We start from the raw sequence: 21,278 nt of genomic DNA, 5'->3' as shown, positions 1-21,278 counted from the left end.
GGACTGCGCTCTGGTTTTCGTCGCACAGTCGGCTATGGTTCCGCGCAACCTTGAAAGGCTGTGCATGTCCGACCCTCACGCAACTGCGGCGCCCGCCCGCATTCCCGTCTTCGAATTCACTGCGCTGATGGCGCTTTTGGCAGCGACGGTCGCTTTCTCGATCGACGCGATGTTGCCCGCGCTGCCCGAGATCGCGGCCAAGCTTTCTCCCGAAGCGATCAACCGCGCCCAGCTTGTTCTGACCTTCTTCCTTCTGGGCATCGGTGTCGGCACTTTCGTCGCCGGTCCGCTTTCGGATGCGATCGGGCGCAAGCGGACGATCGTGGTCGGCGTGAGCATCTTCGTGATCGGGGCCGTCATCGGGGCACAGGCGCAAAGCCTCGAAGTGCTGCTGGCGGCGCGGTTCGTGCAAGGACTTGGCGCCGCCGCCCCGCGGATCGTGCCGATGGCGCTGGTGCGCGACATGTATTCCGGGCGTGAAATGGCCAAGGTGACCGCCTTCATCATGATGGTTTTCATCCTGGTGCCGGCGCTTGCCGCTTCGGCCGGACAGCTGATTATCGGTTTCGCGGGATGGCGCGGCGTGTTCTATGCCTTCATCCTCTTCGCGCTGATCGGATTGGCCTGGCTGAGCCTGCGCCAGCCCGAGACGCTCACTCCCGAACGGCGGCGCCCGCTGCGGGCGGGGCTGCTCTGGGCGGGGACCAAGGAGGTCCTCGGCGATCGCGACGTGCGGCTTTACATCCTGACGATGACACTTGGCTTCGGACAGATGTTCGCGCTGCTTTCCTCGTCACAACAATTGTTTGCGGCCTTCGGTGCAGTTGAGAGCTTTCCGAAATGGTTTGCCCTGATGGCGATTCTGGCGGGCTCCGGCACCGCCTTCAACGCGCTTTTCGTGATGCGTCTGGGGATGCGCCGGATGGTGCGCGGCACGTACATGATGCAGGTCATCTCCTCGGGCGCGATGCTGGCGCTGATCCTCGGCGGCGCGGTGACCCCGCCCGACGGCTTCATCTTCCTGTTCGCCTGGACGGTCACGGTCTTCATGATGGCGGGGATCACCTTCGGCAATCTGAACGCGCTGGCGATGCAGCGGATGGGCCATCTGGCCGGTCTGGCAGCCTCGGTCGTTTCGGCGTTCTCGACGATGGGCGCGGTGCTGATCGCCGCCCCGGTCGGTCTGATGTTCGACGGCACCGCGCTGCCGATCGTTGTTGCGACATTCACCTGCTCAAGCCTTGCGGTGATCCTGATGGGGCTTGTACGAGAGAACGCATAGGGGGCGTCACGCCCCCTTTTTCTTTTCCGCCTTTTTCCCCGCCGCGACCTTTTCCGCCAGATCGCGGGCGATGGCGAAGGCGCCCTTGATCTTCTCGGCATCGTTGGTCCAGTCCCGCCGGATCACGACCTTGTTGCCGTTGATCTTGGCTGTCCCCCGTTCTGCGGTCAGGAATTCGACAAGGCCCGCCGGGTTCGGGAACTTGTCCAGATGGAACTGCACCGTTGCGCCTTTCGGCCCGGCATCCATGCGCGAAATCTCGGCGCGCTTGCACATCGCCTTGATCCGCACGACCAGCATCAGGGTGTTCACTTCCTTCGGCAGCGGCCCGAAACGGTCGATCAGTTCGGCGGCAAATCCCTCCATCTCGACCTTGCTCGACAGGTTCGAAAGACGCCGGTAAAGCCCCAGTCTCACATCAAGATCGGGGATGTAACTCTCTGGAATCATGACCGGAACGCCAAGGTTGATCTGCGGCGACCAATCTCCGTCGCCGGTCGTTTCGGTCAGCTCGCCCGATTTCAGCTTTGAAATCGTCTCCTCGAGCATCGCCTGGTAAAGCTCGTAGCCGACTTCCTTGATATGGCCCGACTGCTCCTCGCCCAAAAGGTTGCCCGCCCCGCGCAGATCAAGATCCTGGCTGGCGAGCGAAAATCCCGCCCCCAGATTGTCGAGACTGCCAAGCAGCCGCAGCCGCTTCGTCGCCTGCGGCGTCAGCGGCAGCCGCGGTTTCGTCGTCAGATAGCAATAGGCGCGCAGCTTCGAGCGCCCGACCCGGCCGCGGATCTGGTAAAGCTGCGATAGGCCGAACATGTCGGCGCGGTGCACCACCATCGTGTTCGCCGTCGGAATATCGAGCCCCGATTCGACGATCGTCGTCGCCAGCAGCACATCATGCTTGCCGTCGTAAAAGGCGTTCATCCGGTCATCAAGTTCCCCCGCCGCCATCTGCCCATGCGCGACGATGAAGCTGACTTCGGGCACATGGCTGCGCAGGAAATCCTCGACCTCGGCCAGATCCGAGATCCGCGGCACGACATAGAAACTTTGCCCGCCGCGGTAATGTTCGCGCAGCAGCGCCTCGCGGATGGTGACGGTGTCGAACTCGCTCACATAGGTGCGGATCGCCAGACGATCGACCGGCGGCGTGCCGATAATCGAGAGATCGCGCACCCCGGTCAGGCTGAGCTGCAGGGTCCGCGGGATCGGCGTCGCGGTCAGCGTCAACACATGGATCTCGGAGCGCATCTCCTTCAGCCGCTCTTTGTGCTGAACGCCGAAATGTTGTTCCTCATCAATGATCAACAGGCCGAGGTTGCGGAATTTCACGCCCTTGGCCAGCACCGCATGGGTGCCGATAACGATATCCACCGTGCCATCGGCCAGCCCGTCGCGGGTGGCATTGGCCTCCTTGGCCGAGACGAAACGGGACAGCGGCTTCACCGTCAGGGGCGTGCCGCGGAACCGCTCGATGAAGGTCTTGGCATGCTGACGCGCCAGCAGCGTGGTCGGCGCGATCACCGCCACCTGCATCCCGGAACTGGCCGCGACAAAGGCCGCCCGCATCGCCACCTCGGTCTTGCCAAAGCCGACATCGCCCACCACCAGCCGATCCATCGGCCGCCCGGCCGCAAGGTCGGTCACCACATCCTCGATCGCCGCCATCTGATCGTCGGTCTCGGTATAGGGGAAGCGCGCCGCGAACGCCTCCCAGTCGTGATGCGCCGCCTCGAGGATCGGCGCCGGGCGCAGCAGCCGTTCGGCCGCAATCCGCATCAGCCGGTCGGCGATCTGCCGGATCCGCTCCTTCAGCTTCGCCTTTTTCGCCTGCCAGGCGCCGCCACCCAGCTTGTCGAGCAGCCCTTCCTCGTGCCCGTAACGCGACAGCAGCTCGATATTCTCGACCGGCAGATAGAGCCGATCCCCCCCGGCATATTCGAGCAGCACGCAATCATGCGGCGCACCAAGCGCCGTGACCGTCTCCAGCCCCTTGTAGCGCCCGACGCCATGATCGACATGCACGACCAGATCGCCCGGAGACAGGCTTTGCGCCTCGGTCAGGAAATTCTCGGCCTTGCGCTTGCGGCGCGGTTTCGCCACCAGCCTATCGCCCAGAACATCCTGTTCCGAGATCACTGTCAGCCCCTCGGCCTCGAAGCCGGCATCCAGCGGCCAGACCGCAAGCCCCAGCCCGTCGATGCCGCGTGCATCGGAAATCAGCCGTGCCCCGCTCAGGCCTTCGTCTTCCAATAATCCTTTCAGCCGTTCGCGCGCGCCTTCGGACCAGCTTGCGATGACCACCGGCCCCTGCCGCAGCCTTGCTTGCACATGATCCTTCAACGCCGCGAAAAGGCTGACGTTTTCCAGCTGGCGTTCGGGCGCGAAATTTCGTCCGATGCGGCCTTCGGCATTCAGGATCCCCGGCCCGGGCGGCGCGGGCAGAACTTGCAGTTTCAGCACGCGATGGCGCGCCAGCCCGCTCTCCCAGGCGGTTCCGTCCAGATACAGCAGCTCCGGCGGCGCGGGCTTGTAGACGGTATCCAGCCGATCACGCCGGTTCATCGCCTCGCGCCGGGTGTCATATTGATCGGCGATGCCGTCCCAGCGCGCCGCGCGTTGCGGCTCGACCTGGTCATCCAGCATCACCGTGGCTTCGGGCAGATAATCGAACAAAGTCTCCAGCCGGTCGTGGAAAAAGCCCAGCCAATGTTCCATCCCGGCATGTTTGCGCCCAGCCGAAACCGCTTCGTAAAGCGGATCATCGGTGCCGCCCGCGCCGAATTCGATCCGATAATTCTGCCGGAACCGGGTGATCGCGGCCGGATCGAGGATCACCTCGCTTACCGGGGCAAAATCGATCTGCGACAGTTTCTCGGTGGTGCGCTGGTTTGCCGGATCGAAGCGCCGCGCCCCGTCCAGCACGTCGCCGAACAGATCCAGCCGCACCGGACCGCCTTCGCCGGGCGGATAGATGTCGATGATGCCACCGCGCACCGCATAATCACCGGGCTCCGACACGGTCGAGACCGGCGAGAACCCCATGCGGACCAGAAATTCCTTCAAGGCCTTGTCATCGATGCGCTGCCCGACCCGGGCCGAGAAACTCGCCCCCGCCACCAGATCGCGCGCGGGCAGCCGCTGCGTTGCCGCCGAAAGCGTGGTCAGCAGCACGAAGGGCCCCGTGATCACACCTTTCGCCAAAGCCGCAAGCGTCGCCATCCGCGCCGCCGAGATCTCGGGATTGGGCGAGATCCGGTCATAGGGCAGGCAATCCCAGGCCGGAAAGGTCAGAACCACCGCCTGCGGATCGAAAAAGGCCAAAGCCGCCCGCATCGCCTCGAGGCGGCGGTCATCGCGCGCGACATGAAGGACGGGCTTTCCCCTGGCCAGTTCCTTGACCAGAAGTTTCGCGTCATGGCCCTCGGGGGCGCCGGAGAGAAGGAAATGCTGCATGGGCGAGAGGTATCGGAACGCGCGGACCTGTCAAGGCCTCAGCCGAGCGGCGAGAGCTGCAGGTTCTGGAACATGCCCCAAAGCGCGGTGACACAGATCGAGCCCATCCCGATCGCCTGCACCGACACCCGATGCCGCAACAGGATCCGGGCGACCCTCTCCACCTCGGGCGCATCGGCGAGAACCGGCTCCAGCCGCGCCGCGGTGCGCAGGCTCAAAAGCCCGACGCCGCTCAGCGGTACCAGGATCAGCGCCACCGCCTGGGCGAATTCGATCCGGAAGACGAAGCCAAGCACCACGATCAGGCTGATCAGGAACGAGGCGACCAGCGTCAGCATCACCCCCGCCTCGCGGCTGATCGACAGCAACCGGCGCACGTTCACCGCGGTCAGCATCAGCATGTCCTCGGCCACCGGCCCGCCCCTGCGCCGCGCCCGCACGATCATGTCGAAGGGCACGCCCAGAACGTAATGCGAGGCGGTGGACCAGGTCACCGCCAGGGCGATCCAATACCAGAGGTTCGAAAACGACCGCATGTCGATCAGCTCGAAGATCGTTTGCAGAATGTCCAAGGTCTTGCCCGCCCGTTGCCTGCCCTTGGTTTCGCGCATCGGCCGCCCGGTTGCAAGCATGCCTTCGCGCGGGCGCGACAATGCGGGGCTTGAGCCGGTCTGCGATCCGTGGCACCCACGGCGACGAAGGAGACCGCCCATGACCCTGATCACCCCCCCCTTTCCCACCAATCGCCTGCGCCGGATGCGCCGCACCGAAGCCCTGCGTGACCTCGCGCAGGAAAACCGGTTGTCGGTCAAGGACCTGATCTGGCCGATCTTCATCACCGACGTTCCCGGCGCCGATGTCGAGATCTCCTCGATGCCGGGGGTTGTCCGCCGCACCATGGACGGCGCGCTGAAAGCGGCCGAGGAAGCCGCGACGCTGGGCATTCCCGCGATCTGCCTGTTCCCCTACACCGATCCGGCGGTGAAGACCGAGACCTGCGAAATGGCCTGGCAGCCCGACAACTTCACCAACCGGGTGATCGCGGCGATGAAGCAGGCGGTGCCCGAGGTCGCGATCATGACCGATATCGCGCTCGATCCCTATAACGCCAACGGCCATGACGGGCTTGTCCGCGACGGCATCATCCTGAACGACGAAACCACCGAGGCGCTGGTGAAGATGGCGCTCGCCCAGGCCGCGGCCGGGGCCGACATCCTTGGGCCGTCCGACATGATGGATGGCCGCGTGGGCGCGATCCGGCAGGCGATGGAGGCCGCGGGTCACAAGGATATCGCCATTCTCAGCTATGCCGCGAAATATGCCTCGGCCTTCTATGGCCCGTTCCGCGATGCGGTCGGCGCCTCAAGTGCGCTCAAGGGCGACAAGAAGACCTATCAGATGAACCCCGCCAACAGCGCCGAGGCCCTGCGCAATGTCGCCCGCGACATCGCCGAGGGCGCCGACATGGTGATGGTGAAACCGGGCATGCCCTATCTCGACATCGTGCGTCAGGTGAAGGATGCCTTTGGCATGCCGACCTATGCCTATCAGGTCTCGGGCGAATATGCGATGCTGATGGCGGCGGTGCAGAATGGCTGGCTCAACCATGACAAGGTGATGCTGGAAAGCCTGATGGCCTTCCGCCGCGCCGGCTGCGATGGCGTTCTGACCTATTTCGCTCCCGCGGCGGCGAAGCTGATCGGCGCCTGACCGCGCATCGGCTGCCCTTGGCCGCGGGCGCAAGTGACAAGCGCCCGCGGCTGCGCTAATCTCGCCCCAACCGGCCCGTTCAGGCCCGGAAAGACACGGAGCGAGCAGATGACAGAACTTTCCAGACGGTCCCTTCTCGTGCTTGGCGGCGCCAGCCTTGGTCTGGCCCGCTGCGGCAATGGCGTGGGCTCGAACGGCGCCACCACAATCGATGCACGGGTCAATGCCACGCGCGACTACATGTTGCGCAGCTTCCCCTCGACGCAGCAATTGATGAGCAAATCGGTCGGCGTGCTTTACATGCCGCTGATGACCGAGGCGAGCTTCGGCTTCGGCGGCGCCTTTGGCCGCGGCGCCTTGCGGATCAACGATGTGACGGTGGATTACTATTCCGCCGCCTCCGCCTCGGTCGGCTTCCAGATCGGCGCACAGCAATATGCCCATGCGCTGTTCTTCATGACCGAAAAGGCGCTGGCCGATTTCCGCCGCGCCGATGGCTGGGAACTGGGCGCCGATGCCCGCTACGCCCTGCCCGATGGCGGCGCCGCGATCGGCACCGACACCACCACGACGCTCGCGCCGGTGGTGGTGCAGGTCTTCGGCCAATCCGGCCTGATCGTCGGCGCCTCGCTCGCCGGGACGAAATACACCCGCATCATTCCCTGAAGACGATCCTCCGAAAATTGGAAAGGCGCGGAATTTTCCGCGCCTTTTCATTTGGATGCAGATCGAAGCTCAGACATCAGCCGCCGTAGACGACCTTCACGTAATTCGTCGTCTCTTCGTAATTCGGCACGCCATCGGCCTTGTCCACCGCCTCGGGCCCGGCGTTATAGGCGGCCAGCGCCAGCCGCCAGTCGCCGAAACGGTCATACATCATCCGCAGATAGCGCGCGCCGCCGTCCAGATTCTCGATCGGGTCGGTCGCATCGACCCCCAGCAGCTGCGCCGTGCCCGGCATCAGCTGCGCCAGCCCCGTCGCCCCTTTCGGCGAGACCGCGCCGGGGTTCCAGCCGCTTTCCTGCTGCACAAGGCGCAGGAACAGATCCTCCGGCACGCCATGCCGCGCCGCCGCCGCCTTGGCATGGGCCAGATATTCGCCCTTGTAGCGGCCGCTGTAGCGCGGCACCGCCCCCGCGGATCCCAGCCCGCCCTTCGGCGCATCGGGGCGCAGCCGCACCGAATTGTCATATTGCCCGGAAAGCCGGCCATCCAGCAGCGCAAACTGGTTGCGCCGCACGGTGGATTGCGACTTCGACGAGGCCCGCCCCAGCACCAGCCCCTCGGCATCGGCCTTGGTGACGGCAGCCGGGCTGACCGTCACCGCCATCGCAAGCCCAACCGCTGCAACGATTTTTCGCATAAACAACCCTGCAGGTGCCCTCTTCGGCCGGAACTATAGGCGCAATCGGTCCGCCTGCCTAGCGTCTTGCGCCGCGGCCCGATTTATGGGCAAAGTATTGCCGACGCCCCGACCGGGGCCGCCTTGCCGCGGCCCCGGTCGGGGGCATTTCGGACAATCGCCGGGTCGCTCCGGCCACTACGGAGAGTTTCATGGCAGGATCGGTGAACAAGGTCATTCTGGTGGGCAACCTCGGGCGCGACCCGGAGGTGCGCACGTTCGCCAATGGCGGCAAGGTCTGCAACCTGCGCATCGCCACCTCGGAGACCTGGCGCGACAAGCAATCGGGCGAGCGCAAGGAGCGCACCGAATGGCATTCCGTCGCGATCTTCAACGAACCGCTGGCGAAGATCGCCGAACAATATCTGCGCAAGGGCTCGACCGTCTATATCGAGGGCCAGCTCGAAACCCGCAAATGGACCGACCAGCAGGGCCAGGAACGCTACACGACCGAGGTGGTGCTGCGCCCCTATACGGGCAACCTGACGCTGCTTGGCGGCCGGGATGGCGGCGGCTCGCGCGGCGGTGGCAATTACGCGCGCGGTTCGCAGGGCGGCGGCTATGGCGGCGGCTACGATGACGGCGCGGGCTATGGCGGCGGTGGCGGCGGCTCCTCGGCCCCCTCGTCGGGCGGCGGCGGCGGTGGCCGCTCGGATTTCGACGACGACATCCCGTTCTGACACCAGGGGGCCGCAAGGCCCCCTTTTCTTGCGGTCCGGTCTTCGGCAGACCGCGCGGGGGCGCTGCCCCCGCACCCCCGAGGTATTTGCGGCAAGATGAAGGAAAACTCGTCGCGGCTTTCACCTTGGGGCAAATATCCCGGGGGGGCGAACGGGGGGCAGCGCCCCCCTCCCGCTCAGCCGAGCGCGCGCACGCGCGCGATCAGGCTCGAGGTGTCCCAGCGCCCGCCGCCCAGCTTCTGCACATCCTTGTAGAACTGATCGACCAGCGCGGTGACCGGCAGGCTGGCCCCCGTTTCATTCGCGGTGGCCAGGCAGATCCCCAGATCCTTGCGCATCCAGTCGACGGCAAAGCCGAAATCGAAGCGGTTTTCCGCCATCGTCTGCGCGCGGTTCGCCATCTGCCAGCTGCCCGCCGCGCCTTGCGAAATCACCTCGACCAGGGCCCCGGCCTCAAGCCCGGCCTTTTCGGCGAAATGCAGCGACTCGGCCAGCCCCTGCACCAGACCGGCAATCGCGATCTGGTTGCACATCTTCGCCAGCTGCCCCGCGCCGCTTTCGCCCAGCCGCCGACAGATCCGCGCATAGGCCGCAATCACCGGCTCGGCGGCGGCATAATCGGCCGCGCTGCCGCCGCACATCACCGAAAGGACGCCATTCTCCGCCCCCGCCTGCCCGCCCGAGACCGGCGCATCGACGAAACCCAGCCCCTTCTCGGCCGCCAGTGCCGAAAGCTCCCGCGTCACCTGCGCCGAAACCGTGGTGTGATCGACAAAGATCGCCCCCGGCGCCATCCCGGCGAAAGCCCCCGTCGCGCCCAGACAGACCTGGCGCAGATCGTCGTCATTGCCGACACAGGCCAGGACGAAATCCGCCCCCGAAGCCGCCTCGGCCGCCGTCGCCGCGCGCTGCCCGGAGTGCTGGCCCACCCAGGCCTCGGCCTTTGCCGCCGTGCGGTTCCACACCGTCACCGCATGGCCGCGCGCCGCCAGATGGCCCGCCATCGGAAAGCCCATCACCCCCAAGCCCAGAAACGCCACCTTGGCCATCGCCTCTCCCTCCGCACGCGTTTGCGCGTTGAACATTGCCTGCCTGTGACTTAGTAACGCCCGCGCCTGCCCCGTCAATCGCCCCGAGGTCCGTCGCATGTATCGCCTGTTCACCTGGTTGGTCCGCATCGTCTCGACCTTGCTTGCCTGTGCCGTCCTTGCGGCCTTCGGGATCTGGTATTTCGCCACCCGCTCGCTGCCCGATTACGACGCCACCTATCAGATGGAGGGGCTCTCGGCCCCGGTCGAGATCGTGCGGACGACCGAGGACGTGCCGCATATTTTCGGCAAGACCGATGCCGATGTCTATTTCGCGCTGGGGCTGGCCCATGCGCAGGACCGGCTGTGGCAGATGACACTGGCGCGGCGCACCGTGCAGGGCCGGCTGAGCGAGGTCTTCGGCGCGAAGACCCTGAAGACCGACGAGCTGATGCGCCGGCTGGATCTTTACGGCGCCGCCCAGGCCTCGGTCGCGGCGCAGGATCCGGCCACGACTTCGGCGCTGGAGGCCTATGCGCGCGGTGTGAATGCCTGGATCGAAGAGGTGAACCGCGCCGCGCTGGGTCGGGGCGCGCCCGAATTCTTCCTCTTCGAGGCCGAGATCGCCTATTGGACCCCGGCAGATTCGATCGCGCTGCTGAAACTGCTCGCCGTGCAGAACGCCACCCAGATCGACACCGAGGTCCTGCGCGCCCAGCTCTCGATGCTGGGTCAGGGCTGGGCGGCGGATCTGATGCCCGCGGTTCCCGGCCCCGGCACCATCGCCCTGCCCCGTTATGCCGCGCTTTTCCCGGGGCTTGACCCCGCGCAGCTGCAGACCGCCGCCGATGTCGAAGCGCCGCTCTCGCCCTTTGCCAGCCGCGATTTCGGCGCCGCCTCGAATGCCTTTGCCGCCGCCCCCGCGCGCTCGGCCGCGGGCGGATCGCTTCTGGCCAATGACCCGCATGCCGCCTTTTCCGCGCCCTCGCAATGGTATCTGGCCCGGCTCGAGCTTTCGACCGGCGGCGTGATCGGCGCCACCATCCCCGGCATTCCCGCGATCCTGACCGGGCGCAGCGACCAGCTTGGCTGGGGCATCACCGCCGCCTTCGCCGATGACGAGGACCTGTTCGTCGAGGAACTTGATCCGAAAACGCCCGAGCGTACCGCAGCCCCGAGGGTGGGCGAGTTCACCACCCGCAAGGTGATCGTCACGGTCAAGGATGCCGCGCCGATCACCCTCACCCTGCGCTGGACCGAAAACGGCCCGGTGCTGCCGTCGGATCACTTCGATCTGGGCAAGATCACCCCGCCCGGCCATGTGATCAGCCTGGGCTGGTCGGCGCTGTCGACCGCCGACACCTCGATGAGCGCGGCGCTGAAGATCATGCAATCGAAAACCGTGCCCGAGGCGGTGGCGGCGGGCGAAGGCTTCCTTGCCCCCGCGCTCAATCTGACGCTGGCCGATGCGACCTCGGTCGGGCTGGTGACGCTCGGCGCACTGCCGCTGCGCGATCCGGCCAATGCGACCGAGGGGCGGATGCCGCAACCGGGCTGGGTCATGGCGAACCGCTGGCACGGGCGGCTGCCCTATGACAGCAATCCGCGCCTGCTCGACCCCGAGGGCGGGATCGTGGTGAACACCAACAACAAGCTGATCGACCGGCCGTTTCCGCTGCATGTCAGCCACGACTGGGGCGACAGCCAGCGCGTCGCGCGCCTGACCCGGCTGATGGGCGAGCGCGAAGTGCATTCGCGCGAAAGCTTCATCGCGGTGCAGACCGACACGGTTTCCCCGGCCGCGCGCGGGCTTCTGCCGCTGGTGGGCGCCGATCTGTGGTTCACCGGCACCCCCGCGCCCGAGGGCACGCCCGAGCGGTTCCGCCAACGCGCGCTGGAACTTCTGGCCGCCTGGGATGGCGACATGAACGAACACCTGCCCGAGCCGCTGATCTATGCGGCCTGGATGCGGGAATTTCAGGACCGGCTGATCCGCGACGAGCTGGGCCCGGAGCTTGCGGCGAAATTCATCCATATCGAGCCGCTCTTTCTGGAAAAGGTGCTGCGCAACGTCGATGGCGCCGCGCGCTGGTGCGACGTGCTGCAATCGGCGCCCTCGGAAAGCTGCACCGACATCGCCCGGGTGTCGCTCGATGCGGCGCTGCTGGAGCTGAAAGAGAAATACGGGCCGCAGATCGAAAGCTGGCGCTGGGGCGACGCGCACGAGGCCCGGCACGATCACGCGGTTCTGGGGCGCAATCCGCTGCTCGGCTGGCTGATGAACATCCGGCAATCGACCTCGGGGGGGGATTTCACCCTCAACCGCGGCCTGACCGCGGGCAGCGGCCCCGATCCCTTCGCCAATGTCCACGGCGCGGGCTATCGCGGCGTCTATGATTTCGCCGACCCGGATTCCTCGGTCTTCATCATCGCCACCGGGCAATCGGGGCATCCGTTCTCGTCCCATTACGACGATCTGGCCGATCTGTGGCGGCGCGGCGAATATGTGCCGATGTCGCTCGATCCGGCGCTTGCCCGCGCGGCCGCCGCGGGCATCACCCGGCTGGAACCCCTCGGCGCCTCCGAGTAAGCGCGAAAGGGCGTATTTGCACCAAGAAGAAACCGCAGCTTTTTCTTGGCTTAAATACGCCCTTTTCAAGGGCTTGCGAAGCAAAGCTAAAGTGCGGCGAACTTCGACTTCTGCGCCTCGGTCCAGCGCAGCCGCAGCTGCCAGCCCTCTTCGCCCTGCAGCTCGGTTCGGATCACGCCCTGGGCATGCAGCCAGGCATGTTCCTTGCCCGCGGTGAAGGGCAGATCCAGATCTTCCTCGATCCAGGCCTCGCCCAGACGCGCCTCGATCGCCGCCACCAACGCGCCGATCCCTTCGCCCGAGAGCGCCGAGACCGCCTGCACGTCCGAGCGCCGCGCGTCCTGCGCCAGCAGGCCTTGCCGCACCGCTTCGGACAGGGCATCGATCTTGTTCCAGACCTCGATCAGCGCCACATCCTCGGCCACGCCAAGGGATTCGAGGATCTCGCCGACATCTTCGGCCTGTTCCTCGGTCTCGGGGTGGGAAATGTCGCGCACATGCAAGATCAGATCGGCTTCCAGCACCTCTTCCAGCGTCGCGCGGAAGGCCGCCACCAGCTCATGAGGCAGATCCGAGATGAAGCCCACGGTATCCGACAGGATGATGCGGCGCCCCGAGGGCAGCACAAGGCCGCGCATGGTCGGGTCGAGCGTGGCGAAAAGCATGTCTTTCGCCAGCACCTCTGCCCCGGTCATGCGATTGAAAAGCGAGGATTTTCCGGCGTTCGTATAGCCCACCAGCGCGACGATGGGAAAGGGCACCTTGCGCCGGGCCGCGCGGTGCAGCTCGCGCGTTTTCACCACCTTCGCCAGCTGCCGTTTCAGCCGGATCACCTGATCGTCGATCGCGCGCCGGTCCGCCTCGATCTGGGTCTCGCCCGGACCGCCGACAAAGCCGAAGCCGCCGCGCTGCCGTTCAAGGTGGGTCCAGGCCCGAACGAGCCGGGTGCGCTGATAGGACAGCGCCGCCAGTTCCACCTGCAGCACGCCTTCGCGCGTGCGCGCCCGGTCGGCGAAGATTTCCAGGATCAACCCGGTCCGGTCCAGAAGCTTGACGCCCCATTCCTTTTCCAGGTTGCGCTGCTGGATCGGCGACACCGGGCCGTCGACCAGCACCAGATCGACCTCGGCCGCCTGCAGACGTTCCTTCAATTCGGCCATCTTGCCGGTGCCGAAAAGATGCCCGGCATGGGGTTTCGGCAGGCGCACGATCTCGTGGCCCATGATCTGCAGATCAGGCAGCGCGGCCGCCAATGACACCGCCTCGGCCAGCCGCAATTCCGGTTCGCGCCGGGCATCGACCGCCTTCAGGTCCGGGTGCAGCACCCAGACGCGGGTCGGACGGTCTTTGGAAAGGATGGGATCGCTCAGTCTTCGCCCTCGTAAAGAGAGATCGGCGAGCCGGGCATGATCGTCGAAATCGCGTGTTTGTAGACCAGCTGCGATTGGCCGTCGCGGCGCAGAAGCACGCAGAAGTTGTCGAACCAGGTGATCACGCCTTGCAGTTTCACCCCGTTGATGAGGAAGATCGTGACCGGAACCTTGGTCTTGCGGACGTGGTTGAGGAAGGCGTCCTGAAGGTTCTGTTTGTCGGCAGCCATTTTTTCTTATGCCTTTTTTTCTGTCTTGTCCTGTCGCGCGGGGCCGGTTTCGGTCTCCCAAAGCAAGTATGCGCAAAGGTGCAAGAGATTCCAGCCAAAAAGCAGAGACTTGCGCCCGGGGCACGGAATTTGACGTTTCCTGTCGCCCGCGGGGCGCAGTCGGGGGCCCGTCCGGCCCCCGCAGCCTCAGACCTCGTCGCCCGCGGCCTCGATTTCGTCCTCTTCGGTCTCGTCGAAGCCCGCCCCGCCGCGCCCGGATTTCGCCGAGGTGACGACGCCCAGCGATTTCAGCTTGCGGTGCAGCGCCGAGCGTTCCATGCCGACAAAGGCCGCCGTGCGCGAGATGTTGCCGCCAAAGCGGTTGATCTGCGTCAGCAGATATTCGCGCTCGAAGAGTTCCCGCGCCTCGCGCAGGGGCAGCGACGCCAGCTGACCGCCGAGCACGATCCGCCCCTCCTCGGGCAGGGCCGCATTGCCCGGCAGCTCGCGCGCCTCGATCGGCCCGGTGCCGTCGCCGAGGATCAGCACCCGCTCGATCACGTTGCGCAATTCGCGGATGTTGCCCGGCCAGTCCATCGTCTGCAGGCTGGCCACCGCTTCCTCGGAGAGCGGCCGCAGCGCCAGACCCTGGGTGCGGTTGAAGACCTCGATGAAATGCGCCGCGATCAGCGGCACATCCTCGCGCCGTTCGGCCAGGGACGGCACGGCGATCGGCACCACGTTGAGCCGGTCGTAAAGCTCCTGGCGGAAGCGTCCGGCGGCGATCTCGGCGGTCAGGTTGCGCGTGGTCGAGGAAATTACCCGCAGATCGACCCGCACCTTGTCAGAGCCGCCGACGCGGGAGAATTGCTGCTCGGTCAGCACGCGCAGGATCTTTGATTGCGTGCCAAGCGGCATCTCGGCCACTTCGTCGAAATAGATCACCCCGCCATGCGCTTGTTCCAGAAGGCCTTTTTCAATCCCGCGTTCCGCGGTTTCGCGGCCGAACAGCACCTCTTCCATGCGTTCGGGGGCGATCGTCGCGGAATTCACCGTGACAAAGGCCGCCGCCGCCCGGGTCGAATGCTGGTGGATGTAACGCGCCGCCGATTCCTTGCCCGAGCCAGGATCGCCGGTCAGCATCACCCGCCCGTTCGATTTCGTCACCTTGTCGAGCTGGTCCTTCAGCCGCCGGAACGCCGCGGAAGTGCCGATCATGTCCCCGGAATGCAGATCCCGCCGCCGCAGGCTGGAATTTTCCCGCCGCAGCCGGCTGGTTTCCATCGCCCGCGAAATCACCACCATCAGCTGGTCGATGTTGAAGGGCTTCGAGATGAAATCGTAAGCGCCCTGCTTGATCGCGGCGACCGCGATCTCGATATTGCCATGGCCCGAGATGATGATGATCGGAATGTCCGGGTTGTCGCGCTTCACCGTCTTCAGGATGTCGATGCCGTCCATCCGGCTGTCCTTGAGCCAGATGTCGAGGATCATCAGCGCCGGGGCCTCGGTGTTGATCGCCTCCATGCAGGCGTCGGAATTGGCCGCCGTCCGCGTCGCATAGCCCTCGTCCTTGAGGATGTCGGCGATCAGGTCGCGGATGTCCTTTTCGTCATCGACGATGAGAATGTCGCTCATGGCTCACTATCCTTGATGGCGCGCAGCCCGGAACGGGCGCGAGGCAGTCTGATTTCGGCACAGGCGCCGGGACGGGCGCCCGGGCCAAAGGCGGGGGCATCGGTCAGAACCAGCATGCCGCCATGTTCCTCGATGATCTTCTTGACGATCGACAGGCCAAGCCCGGTGCCCTTGGCGCGGGTCGTCACATAGGGTTCAAAGAGCCGCGCCCGGTCGGGCGGCAGGCCGATGCCATTGTCCATGATCCGGATCTCCACCGCTTCGGGCTCGGCGGTCAGGCGGACGCGGACCTGCGGCGCGTAGCCTTCGGGGGCGCCCTTTTCGATCAGGCTTTCGATCGCCTCGCCAGCGTTCTTGATCAGATTGGTCAGCGCCTGGGAAATCATCGTCGCATCCAGTTCGACCACCACCGGCCCCTCGGGCAGATCGGCGCTCAGCTTCGCCCCGTGCAGCGAACCTTCCTGCAACAGCACCGCATCGCGGGTCAGCGCCACGATGTCATGGTCGCGCCGGTCCGGTTCCGGCATCCGGGCAAAGCGCGAGAATTCATCGACGATCCGGCGCAGATCATCGGTCTGGCGCACGATCACCCCGGTCAGTTGCTCCAGCGCCTCGGCCTCCTCGGGGGCAACCTGACGGGTGAACTTGCGCTTGATCCGCTCGGCCGAAAGCTGGATCGGCGTCAGCGGGTTCTTGATCTCATGTGCGATCCGCCGCGCCACGTCGCCCCAGGCCGCCATCCTTTGCGCCGAGACCAGCTCGGTCACGTCGTCAAAGGCGACCACATAGCCCTCGCGCTGCCCCGAGGCGCGTCGTTCGGCCATCCGCACCAGCAGGCTTTCCAGACGCCCCTCGCGGGAGACCCGCACCTCTTCTTGCACGACCGCATGAAGACCGTCCTGCAACTTCTGGAAAAGCGAGGCGAATTCCGGAACGGCCTCGGCCAGCGGGCGATCGGTGTCGCGCGCGGCGGTCAGCTTCAGGATCCGCACCGCCGAAGGGTTGAGAAAGTCGATCCGCCCTTCGGCATCCAGCCCGATCACCCCCGACGTGACCGAAGACAGAACGGAATCGAACATCCGCCGCTGCTCGTCGGTCTCGCGGTGCGAGGCGACCAGTTCGGCGCGCTGCCCCTTGAGCTGGCCGGTCATCCGGTTGAAGACCTGTCCCAGCGTGGCGATTTCGTCATCGCCCTCTTCCTCGATCACCCGCGCATCGAGATCGCCCGCGCCGACCCGCTCGGCCGCCGCCGCCAGCCGCCCGATCGGGCGCGAGAGCCGCTCGGCAAACCAGAGCCCGGCCCAGATCGCCGCCAGAATCAGGATCAGCGCGAACGCGACATAGATCAGCCCGAATTCGAACAGAACCCGCCCGCGCGAAGTCTCAAGCTGTTGATAAAGATGGACAGTTTCGCGCGTATTGTCGAGCAGTGACAGGATCTGGCCATCGACCGCGCGCGAGACATAGAGATAGCGGTCGACATAGGCATCAAGCTTGATCAGCGCCCGGAATTCCGAATTCGACCAATCCTCGATCAGGACGGTGTCGCCCTTGGCCGCGGCGACCACCTTTTCCGGCGCCGGGGTTTCATAGTCGAAAAGATAAGAGCGATCGCCGCGGGCGACGATCGCCGCGCCGCCATCGATCACATAGGCTTCCTTGAGCCCGCGCTGAATGCCCTGCTGCCCCGCCACCAGCCATTCGCGCAGATCGCCGTCATCGGCAAAGGTCGCCGCCTGACGGCGCAGGTTGAGAAACCCGGCCAGCGCCCCGGCATCCTGGACCAGATCGTGGCGGTGTTCCTCCTGATAGGCTTCGGCGGCCGAGAGCGAGGTGCCGACGACCGAGCGCACCCGGTCGGAAAACCAGCCCTCCAGCCCGATGTTGACGGTCAGCCCGGCAAAGAGCGCCACCAGCACGGTGGGCACCAGCGCGATTCCGGCAAAGACCCCGGTCAGCCGCAATGTCAGCCGCGAGCCCGTCGCCCGCGCACGCCGCGCCGCCATCATCTGCGTCAGGCGCAAAAGGATCAGCCCGGCCAGGACGAGGAAATAGATGAAGTCGCCCAGAAGCGTCAGCCGCAGCGCGATGCTGTCGGCGCCCTGCCCCAAAGGCCCGAGCACGACAAAGGTGATGATCGCCAGCGCCGGACCCAGCACCGCAAGGCCAAAGACGAAGCCGCTTTGCACCCGGCGCAGGCGCCGCAGCCGCGCCAGCTTCTCCCAAGCTGAGCCACTCCTCGTCATGGACACGACGGGTCCCCCGGTTCTCCGCCGCGGCGAATCCCGTGAGGTGGATTTGCCACAATTACCTGTGGCCCATTTACATCAGTTTGCGCCGCCTTGTCACCTGAATATCCAGATCGGTGATCTTTTTGCGCAAGGTATTGCGGTTGATCCCCAGAAGATCGGCACATTTGGCCTGGTTGCCGCCGGTGGCATCCAGCGCGATCTCGATCAGCGGCGCTTCCATTTCCGCCAGAATCCGGTCGTAAAGCCCGGGCGGCGGCAGGTTGCCGCCGTGCAGGTCGAAGTAGCGCCGCAGATGCCGGGCGATCGAGGCGGAGAGTTTCTCGCCCTCGCCGCCCGCGCCGCGCAGCGCGTCGACCGCGGGCTGGTTGCCCAGAACGAACTCCACCTCGGTCCGGGTGATTTCCTCCTCGGAGGCCGTCACGACGAGCCGCCGCACGGTGTTTTCGAGCTGGCGCACATTGCCCGGCCAGGCATAGGCCCGCACCAGCCCCATCGCCTCGGCCGAGAAGCGGCGCATGCCGAGACCGTCGCGCTCGGCCCGGCCCAGGAAATGCTCGGCCAGCAGCGGGATGTCCTCGACCCGCTCACGCAGCGCGGGCACGGCCAGCGTCACCCCGCCCAGACGGTAGTAAAGATCCTGCCGGAACCGGCCCGCCTCCATCAGCGCGCCCAGATCGACCTGCGTCGTCGCCATGATCCGCGGCGCGGGATCGGGCAGCGCATCCAACATCCGCACGATCCGGCCCTGCGTCTCGTCGTCGTAATCGCCGACCTCGTCAAAGACGAGCGAGCCGCCCTTGACGCGCGCCAGAAGGCTTGAGGGCCCGTCCGCCCCCAGCAGATCGGCCGCCTGCGCCACCACGAAGGGCAGCGTGCGACGGTCGGAGAAATCGTGAATGGCCTTTGCGATCAGCGATTTGCCGGTGCCGGATTCGCCCATGATCATCACCGGCAGATCGGCATTCATCACCCGCGCCACCAGCCGGTACAGCGCCTGCATCGCCGCCGTGCGCCCGACCAGCGGCAGATCGGTGCCCTCGGGGCGCGAGGTCTCGATCACCTTCGGCACCACCTGCGCGCGGCGCTTGAGTTCCAGCGCGCGGGCCGCCCGTTTCATCAGATCGGGCAGATCGAAGGGCTTGGGCAGGTAATCATAGGCATCGGCCTCGGCCGCCTGAATCGCCGTCATGATGGTGTTTTGCGCCGAGATCACGATCACCGGCAGGCCCGGCCGTTCCCGCGCGATCCGCGGCAGCGCCTCGAGCCCGTTGCCGTCGGGCATGACCACGTCGGAAATCACCAGATCGCCCTTGCCCTCCTCGACCCAGCGCATCAGCGTCATCAGGGACGCCGTCGCATGGACCTTGCAGCCGGCGCGGGTCAGCGCCTGGGTCAGAACGGTGCGGATCGTGCGGTCGTCGTCGGCGACGAGAACGGTGCCATCCATCTGTCAAAGCTCCTTCGGGGCGACGGGCAAGGAAATGCGGAAAAGGGTGCGGCCGGGGGCGCTTTCGACGCTGATCCAGCCATTGTGTTCAGAGATGATCTTTGACACCAGCGCCAGGCCAAGGCCGGTGCCGTTCTCGCGTCCGGAAACGAAGGGTTCAAAGATCGAGCTGGCGATATCGGCCGGAATGCCCGGACCGTCGTCGATCACCTCGACCTGCAGCGGCAGGCGCTGCCCGCCGCCATCGGGCCGCCGCAGCCGCAGCGCGTAATCGTAAAAGGTGCGCAGCCGGATCGTGCCTTGTCCCTTCGCGGCCTCGGAGGCGTTCTTCAAAAGGTTCAGGAACACCTGTGTCAGCTGGTCGGCATCCCCCAGCGTCGGCGGCAGCGACGGGTCGTAATCCTCGACGATCAGCATATGCGCGCCAAAGCCGACGCCCGCAGATTTCCGTGCCCGATCAAGCACATCGTGGATGTTGACCGGTTTCATCTCGGGCGGGCGGACATTGCCGAACTGCTCGACCTGTTCCAGCAGTTTCACGATGCGGCGGGTTTCATCGACGATCAGATCGGTCAGCTCCAGATCCTCGCCCGAAAGCCCCATCGACAAAAGCTGCGCCGCCCCCGCGATCCCCGCCAGCGGGTTCTTGATCTCATGCGCCAGCATCTCGGCCATGCCGATCGCCGAGCGCGCCGCCGATTTCACCATGCTGGCCCGGCCCAGCCGGTCGGCGATCTCGCGCGGCGAAATCAGCAGCAGCACCGTTTCCGGATCGTCGGCGATCGGCGCGGCCTGCAGGTTGCATTGCACCGGCGCGCGTTCGCCCGTCGTCAGATCGACGTCGTTGACGAAAAGCGCGGACCGATTCTTGCGCACCCGGGCAAAGATTTCCTCGAGCGGGGCGGAAATCGCCAGCCGCTCGCCAAGCGCCTGCCCCTTCAGCGCCCGCGCCGACAGGTTGAGGAAAAGCTCGGCCGCCGGGTTGATCTCGATCACCCGGTCGTTGACGTCCAGCATCAGCGCGGGCAGCGGCAGCGAGTTCCAGATGATGCCGGGCGGGGGCAGGTTCATGCGGCCTCCCTTTCGGAAAAGGCGCTGCGGATCAGCGCAAGCGTGGCAGCGGGATCGGTCGCACGCATCATTTCGGCGCGCAGCGGCGCGGCGGCGGCCTCGGCATACCAGCCCAGATGCTTGCGCGCGATGCGCAAGCCCAGATCGCGGCCGTAAAAACTGAGGATCGCCTCGTAGTGCTCTGACACGAAGTCGGAAAATTCGGAACCGGAGGGAAGTTTGGGATCTGCTTTGCCAAAAAGCGCGGCGGCGATCTGCGCCAGCCGCCAGGGCGCCCCCTGCGCGCCGCGCCCGACCATCACGCCCGCGGCGCCGCTCTGATCCAGCGCCCTCCGCGCCGAGGCGGCATCGGTGATGTCGCCATTCGCCACCACCGGCACCGAAACCGCCGCACGCACGGCCGCAATCGCCCGCCAATCCGCCGCGCCGGTGTAGAACTGCATCCGGGTGCGGCCGTGAATGACGATCATCTTCACCCCGGCCGCTTCGGCCCGGGCGGCGATCTCGGCCGCGTTCAGCTGGTCTTCGTCCCAGCCCAGCCGCATCTTCAGCGTCACCGGCAGATCGACCGCGCCCACCACCGCCTCGATCAGCCGCAAGGCATGATCGGGATTGCGCATCAGCGCCGCGCCCGAAAGCCCGCCCGTCACCTTTTTCGCCGGACAGCCCATGTTGATGTCGATGATCTCGGCGCCCATGTCGGCGACGATCTTTGCCGCCTCGGCCATCGGCGCCGCTTCTCGGCCCGCCAGCTGCACCGAGGTCGGCAGACCGGCCGTCAGTTCCGCCTGCGCCTTGGCCCGGACCGAGGGCTTGGCGGTCAGCATCTCGCCGCTGGCCACCATTTCCGACACGACAAGCCCCGCGCCGAACCGCGCCACCATGCGCCGGAACGGCAGATCGGTGATGCCCGCCATCGGCGCCAGAAGCACCGGAGGGTCGAGGCGAAGGCTATCGAGGCTGATCGTCACTTGGTCTCTCTCTTGCAACTGCTCAAGGAAGTAGCGACAGGCGCCGGGAATCACAATTGCGTCCGGTGATCTGACCCATCACCCGGGCGAGAAAAATCGGCATCCGCACAAAATATAGGCAATCAGCTGCGGCTCTGTGTGCATTGCGCCCGCGCGGCGCATGTCCTAAGCCTTT

Annotated in this window: 16 protein-coding genes; 5 read left to right on the top strand and 11 right to left on the bottom strand. The window is 65.9% G+C overall.

All coding sequences use genetic code 11. The features are described from left to right. The first annotated feature begins 64 nt into the window (after positions 1-64). Positions 65-1,282, top strand: coding sequence for a multidrug effflux MFS transporter (locus RCAP_RS08985; RefSeq protein ID WP_013067535.1), 1,218 nt, complete (start codon positions 65-67; stop codon positions 1,280-1,282). Positions 1,283-1,288: 6 nt separating this feature from the next. Here RCAP_RS08985 and mfd read toward each other — a convergent pair whose 3' ends face one another. Both mfd and RCAP_RS08975 read right to left on the bottom strand, forming a co-directional pair. Beyond that, positions 1,289-4,735, bottom strand: coding sequence for a transcription-repair coupling factor (gene mfd, locus RCAP_RS08980; RefSeq protein WP_013067534.1), 3,447 nt, complete (start codon positions 4,733-4,735; stop codon positions 1,289-1,291). A 38-nt stretch (positions 4,736-4,773) separates the two neighbouring features. Beyond that, entirely contained in the window at positions 4,774-5,346 is a 573-nt protein-coding gene (locus RCAP_RS08975; protein ID WP_238530189.1) for a component of SufBCD complex, read from the bottom strand. A gap of 100 nt (positions 5,347-5,446) precedes the next feature. On the opposite strand from RCAP_RS08975, the gene hemB reads away from it, so the two are divergent. Both hemB and RCAP_RS08965 read left to right on the top strand, forming a co-directional pair. Next, positions 5,447-6,445: a porphobilinogen synthase gene (hemB, locus tag RCAP_RS08970; RefSeq protein ID WP_013067532.1), complete on the top strand. Its 999-nt coding sequence runs from the start codon at positions 5,447-5,449 to the stop codon at positions 6,443-6,445. Positions 6,446-6,553: 108 nt separating this feature from the next. Continuing rightward, positions 6,554-7,111: a lipid-binding SYLF domain-containing protein gene (locus RCAP_RS08965; protein WP_013067531.1), complete on the top strand. Its 558-nt coding sequence runs from the start codon at positions 6,554-6,556 to the stop codon at positions 7,109-7,111. 76 nt (positions 7,112-7,187) lie between these two features. On the opposite strand, the gene RCAP_RS08960 is transcribed toward RCAP_RS08965, so the two are convergent. Beyond that, positions 7,188-7,808: a lytic transglycosylase domain-containing protein gene (locus tag RCAP_RS08960; RefSeq protein ID WP_013067530.1), complete on the bottom strand. Its 621-nt coding sequence runs from the start codon at positions 7,806-7,808 to the stop codon at positions 7,188-7,190. A gap of 191 nt (positions 7,809-7,999) precedes the next feature. On the opposite strand from RCAP_RS08960, the gene ssb reads away from it, so the two are divergent. Next, positions 8,000-8,527: a single-stranded DNA-binding protein gene (ssb, locus tag RCAP_RS08955; RefSeq protein ID WP_013067529.1), complete on the top strand. Its 528-nt coding sequence runs from the start codon at positions 8,000-8,002 to the stop codon at positions 8,525-8,527. A 176-nt stretch (positions 8,528-8,703) separates the two neighbouring features. On the opposite strand, the gene RCAP_RS08950 is transcribed toward ssb, so the two are convergent. Next, on the bottom strand, positions 8,704-9,612 hold the full coding sequence (locus RCAP_RS08950) for an NAD(P)-dependent oxidoreductase (protein WP_148214847.1): 909 nt from the start codon (positions 9,610-9,612) through the stop codon (positions 8,704-8,706). Between the two features lie 61 nt (positions 9,613-9,673). Between RCAP_RS08950 and RCAP_RS08945 the strand changes: the two genes are divergently transcribed. Continuing rightward, positions 9,674-12,145, top strand: a complete 2,472-nt coding sequence (locus tag RCAP_RS08945) for a penicillin acylase family protein (protein WP_013067527.1) — start codon at positions 9,674-9,676, stop codon at positions 12,143-12,145. Positions 12,146-12,231: 86 nt separating this feature from the next. Here the strand turns inward: RCAP_RS08945 and hflX are convergent, their stop codons facing one another. The 7 genes from hflX to dusB all read right to left on the bottom strand — a co-directional run bounded on the left by hflX (position 12,232) and on the right by dusB (position 21,103). Continuing rightward, positions 12,232-13,515, bottom strand: a complete 1,284-nt coding sequence (gene hflX / locus RCAP_RS08940) for a GTPase HflX (protein ID WP_013067526.1) — start codon at positions 13,513-13,515, stop codon at positions 12,232-12,234. Then, positions 13,512-13,745: an RNA chaperone Hfq gene (gene hfq / locus RCAP_RS08935; protein ID WP_013067525.1), complete on the bottom strand. Its 234-nt coding sequence runs from the start codon at positions 13,743-13,745 to the stop codon at positions 13,512-13,514. The genes hflX and hfq overlap by 4 nt, the downstream gene beginning before the upstream one ends. A gap of 186 nt (positions 13,746-13,931) precedes the next feature. After that, a complete protein-coding gene (ntrX, locus tag RCAP_RS08930) occupies positions 13,932-15,362 on the bottom strand; it encodes a nitrogen assimilation response regulator NtrX (protein ID WP_013067524.1) in 1,431 nt (476 codons plus the stop codon). Continuing rightward, complete coding sequence (locus RCAP_RS08925) at positions 15,359-17,608, bottom strand: sensor histidine kinase NtrY-like (RefSeq protein ID WP_013067523.1); 2,250 nt, start codon at positions 17,606-17,608, stop codon at positions 15,359-15,361. Before RCAP_RS08925 ends, ntrX begins: the two co-directional genes overlap by 4 nt. Before the next feature lie 76 nt (positions 17,609-17,684). Next, complete coding sequence (locus tag RCAP_RS08920) at positions 17,685-19,061, bottom strand: response regulator (protein ID WP_013067522.1); 1,377 nt, start codon at positions 19,059-19,061, stop codon at positions 17,685-17,687. A 3-nt stretch (positions 19,062-19,064) separates the two neighbouring features. Continuing rightward, positions 19,065-20,132, bottom strand: coding sequence for a two-component system sensor histidine kinase NtrB (locus RCAP_RS08915; RefSeq protein ID WP_013067521.1), 1,068 nt, complete (start codon positions 20,130-20,132; stop codon positions 19,065-19,067). Then, entirely contained in the window at positions 20,129-21,103 is a 975-nt protein-coding gene (gene dusB / locus RCAP_RS08910; protein ID WP_013067520.1) for a tRNA dihydrouridine synthase DusB, read from the bottom strand. The genes RCAP_RS08915 and dusB overlap by 4 nt, the downstream gene beginning before the upstream one ends. Positions 21,104-21,278: the final 175 nt, after the last annotated feature.

The organism is Rhodobacter capsulatus SB 1003 (assembly GCF_000021865.1).
GTDB lineage: Bacteria > Pseudomonadota > Alphaproteobacteria > Rhodobacterales > Rhodobacteraceae > Rhodobacter > Rhodobacter capsulatus_B.
The sequence above is the reverse complement of the archived record's forward strand: the minus strand, read 5'-3'. Positions and strand labels throughout refer to the sequence as shown.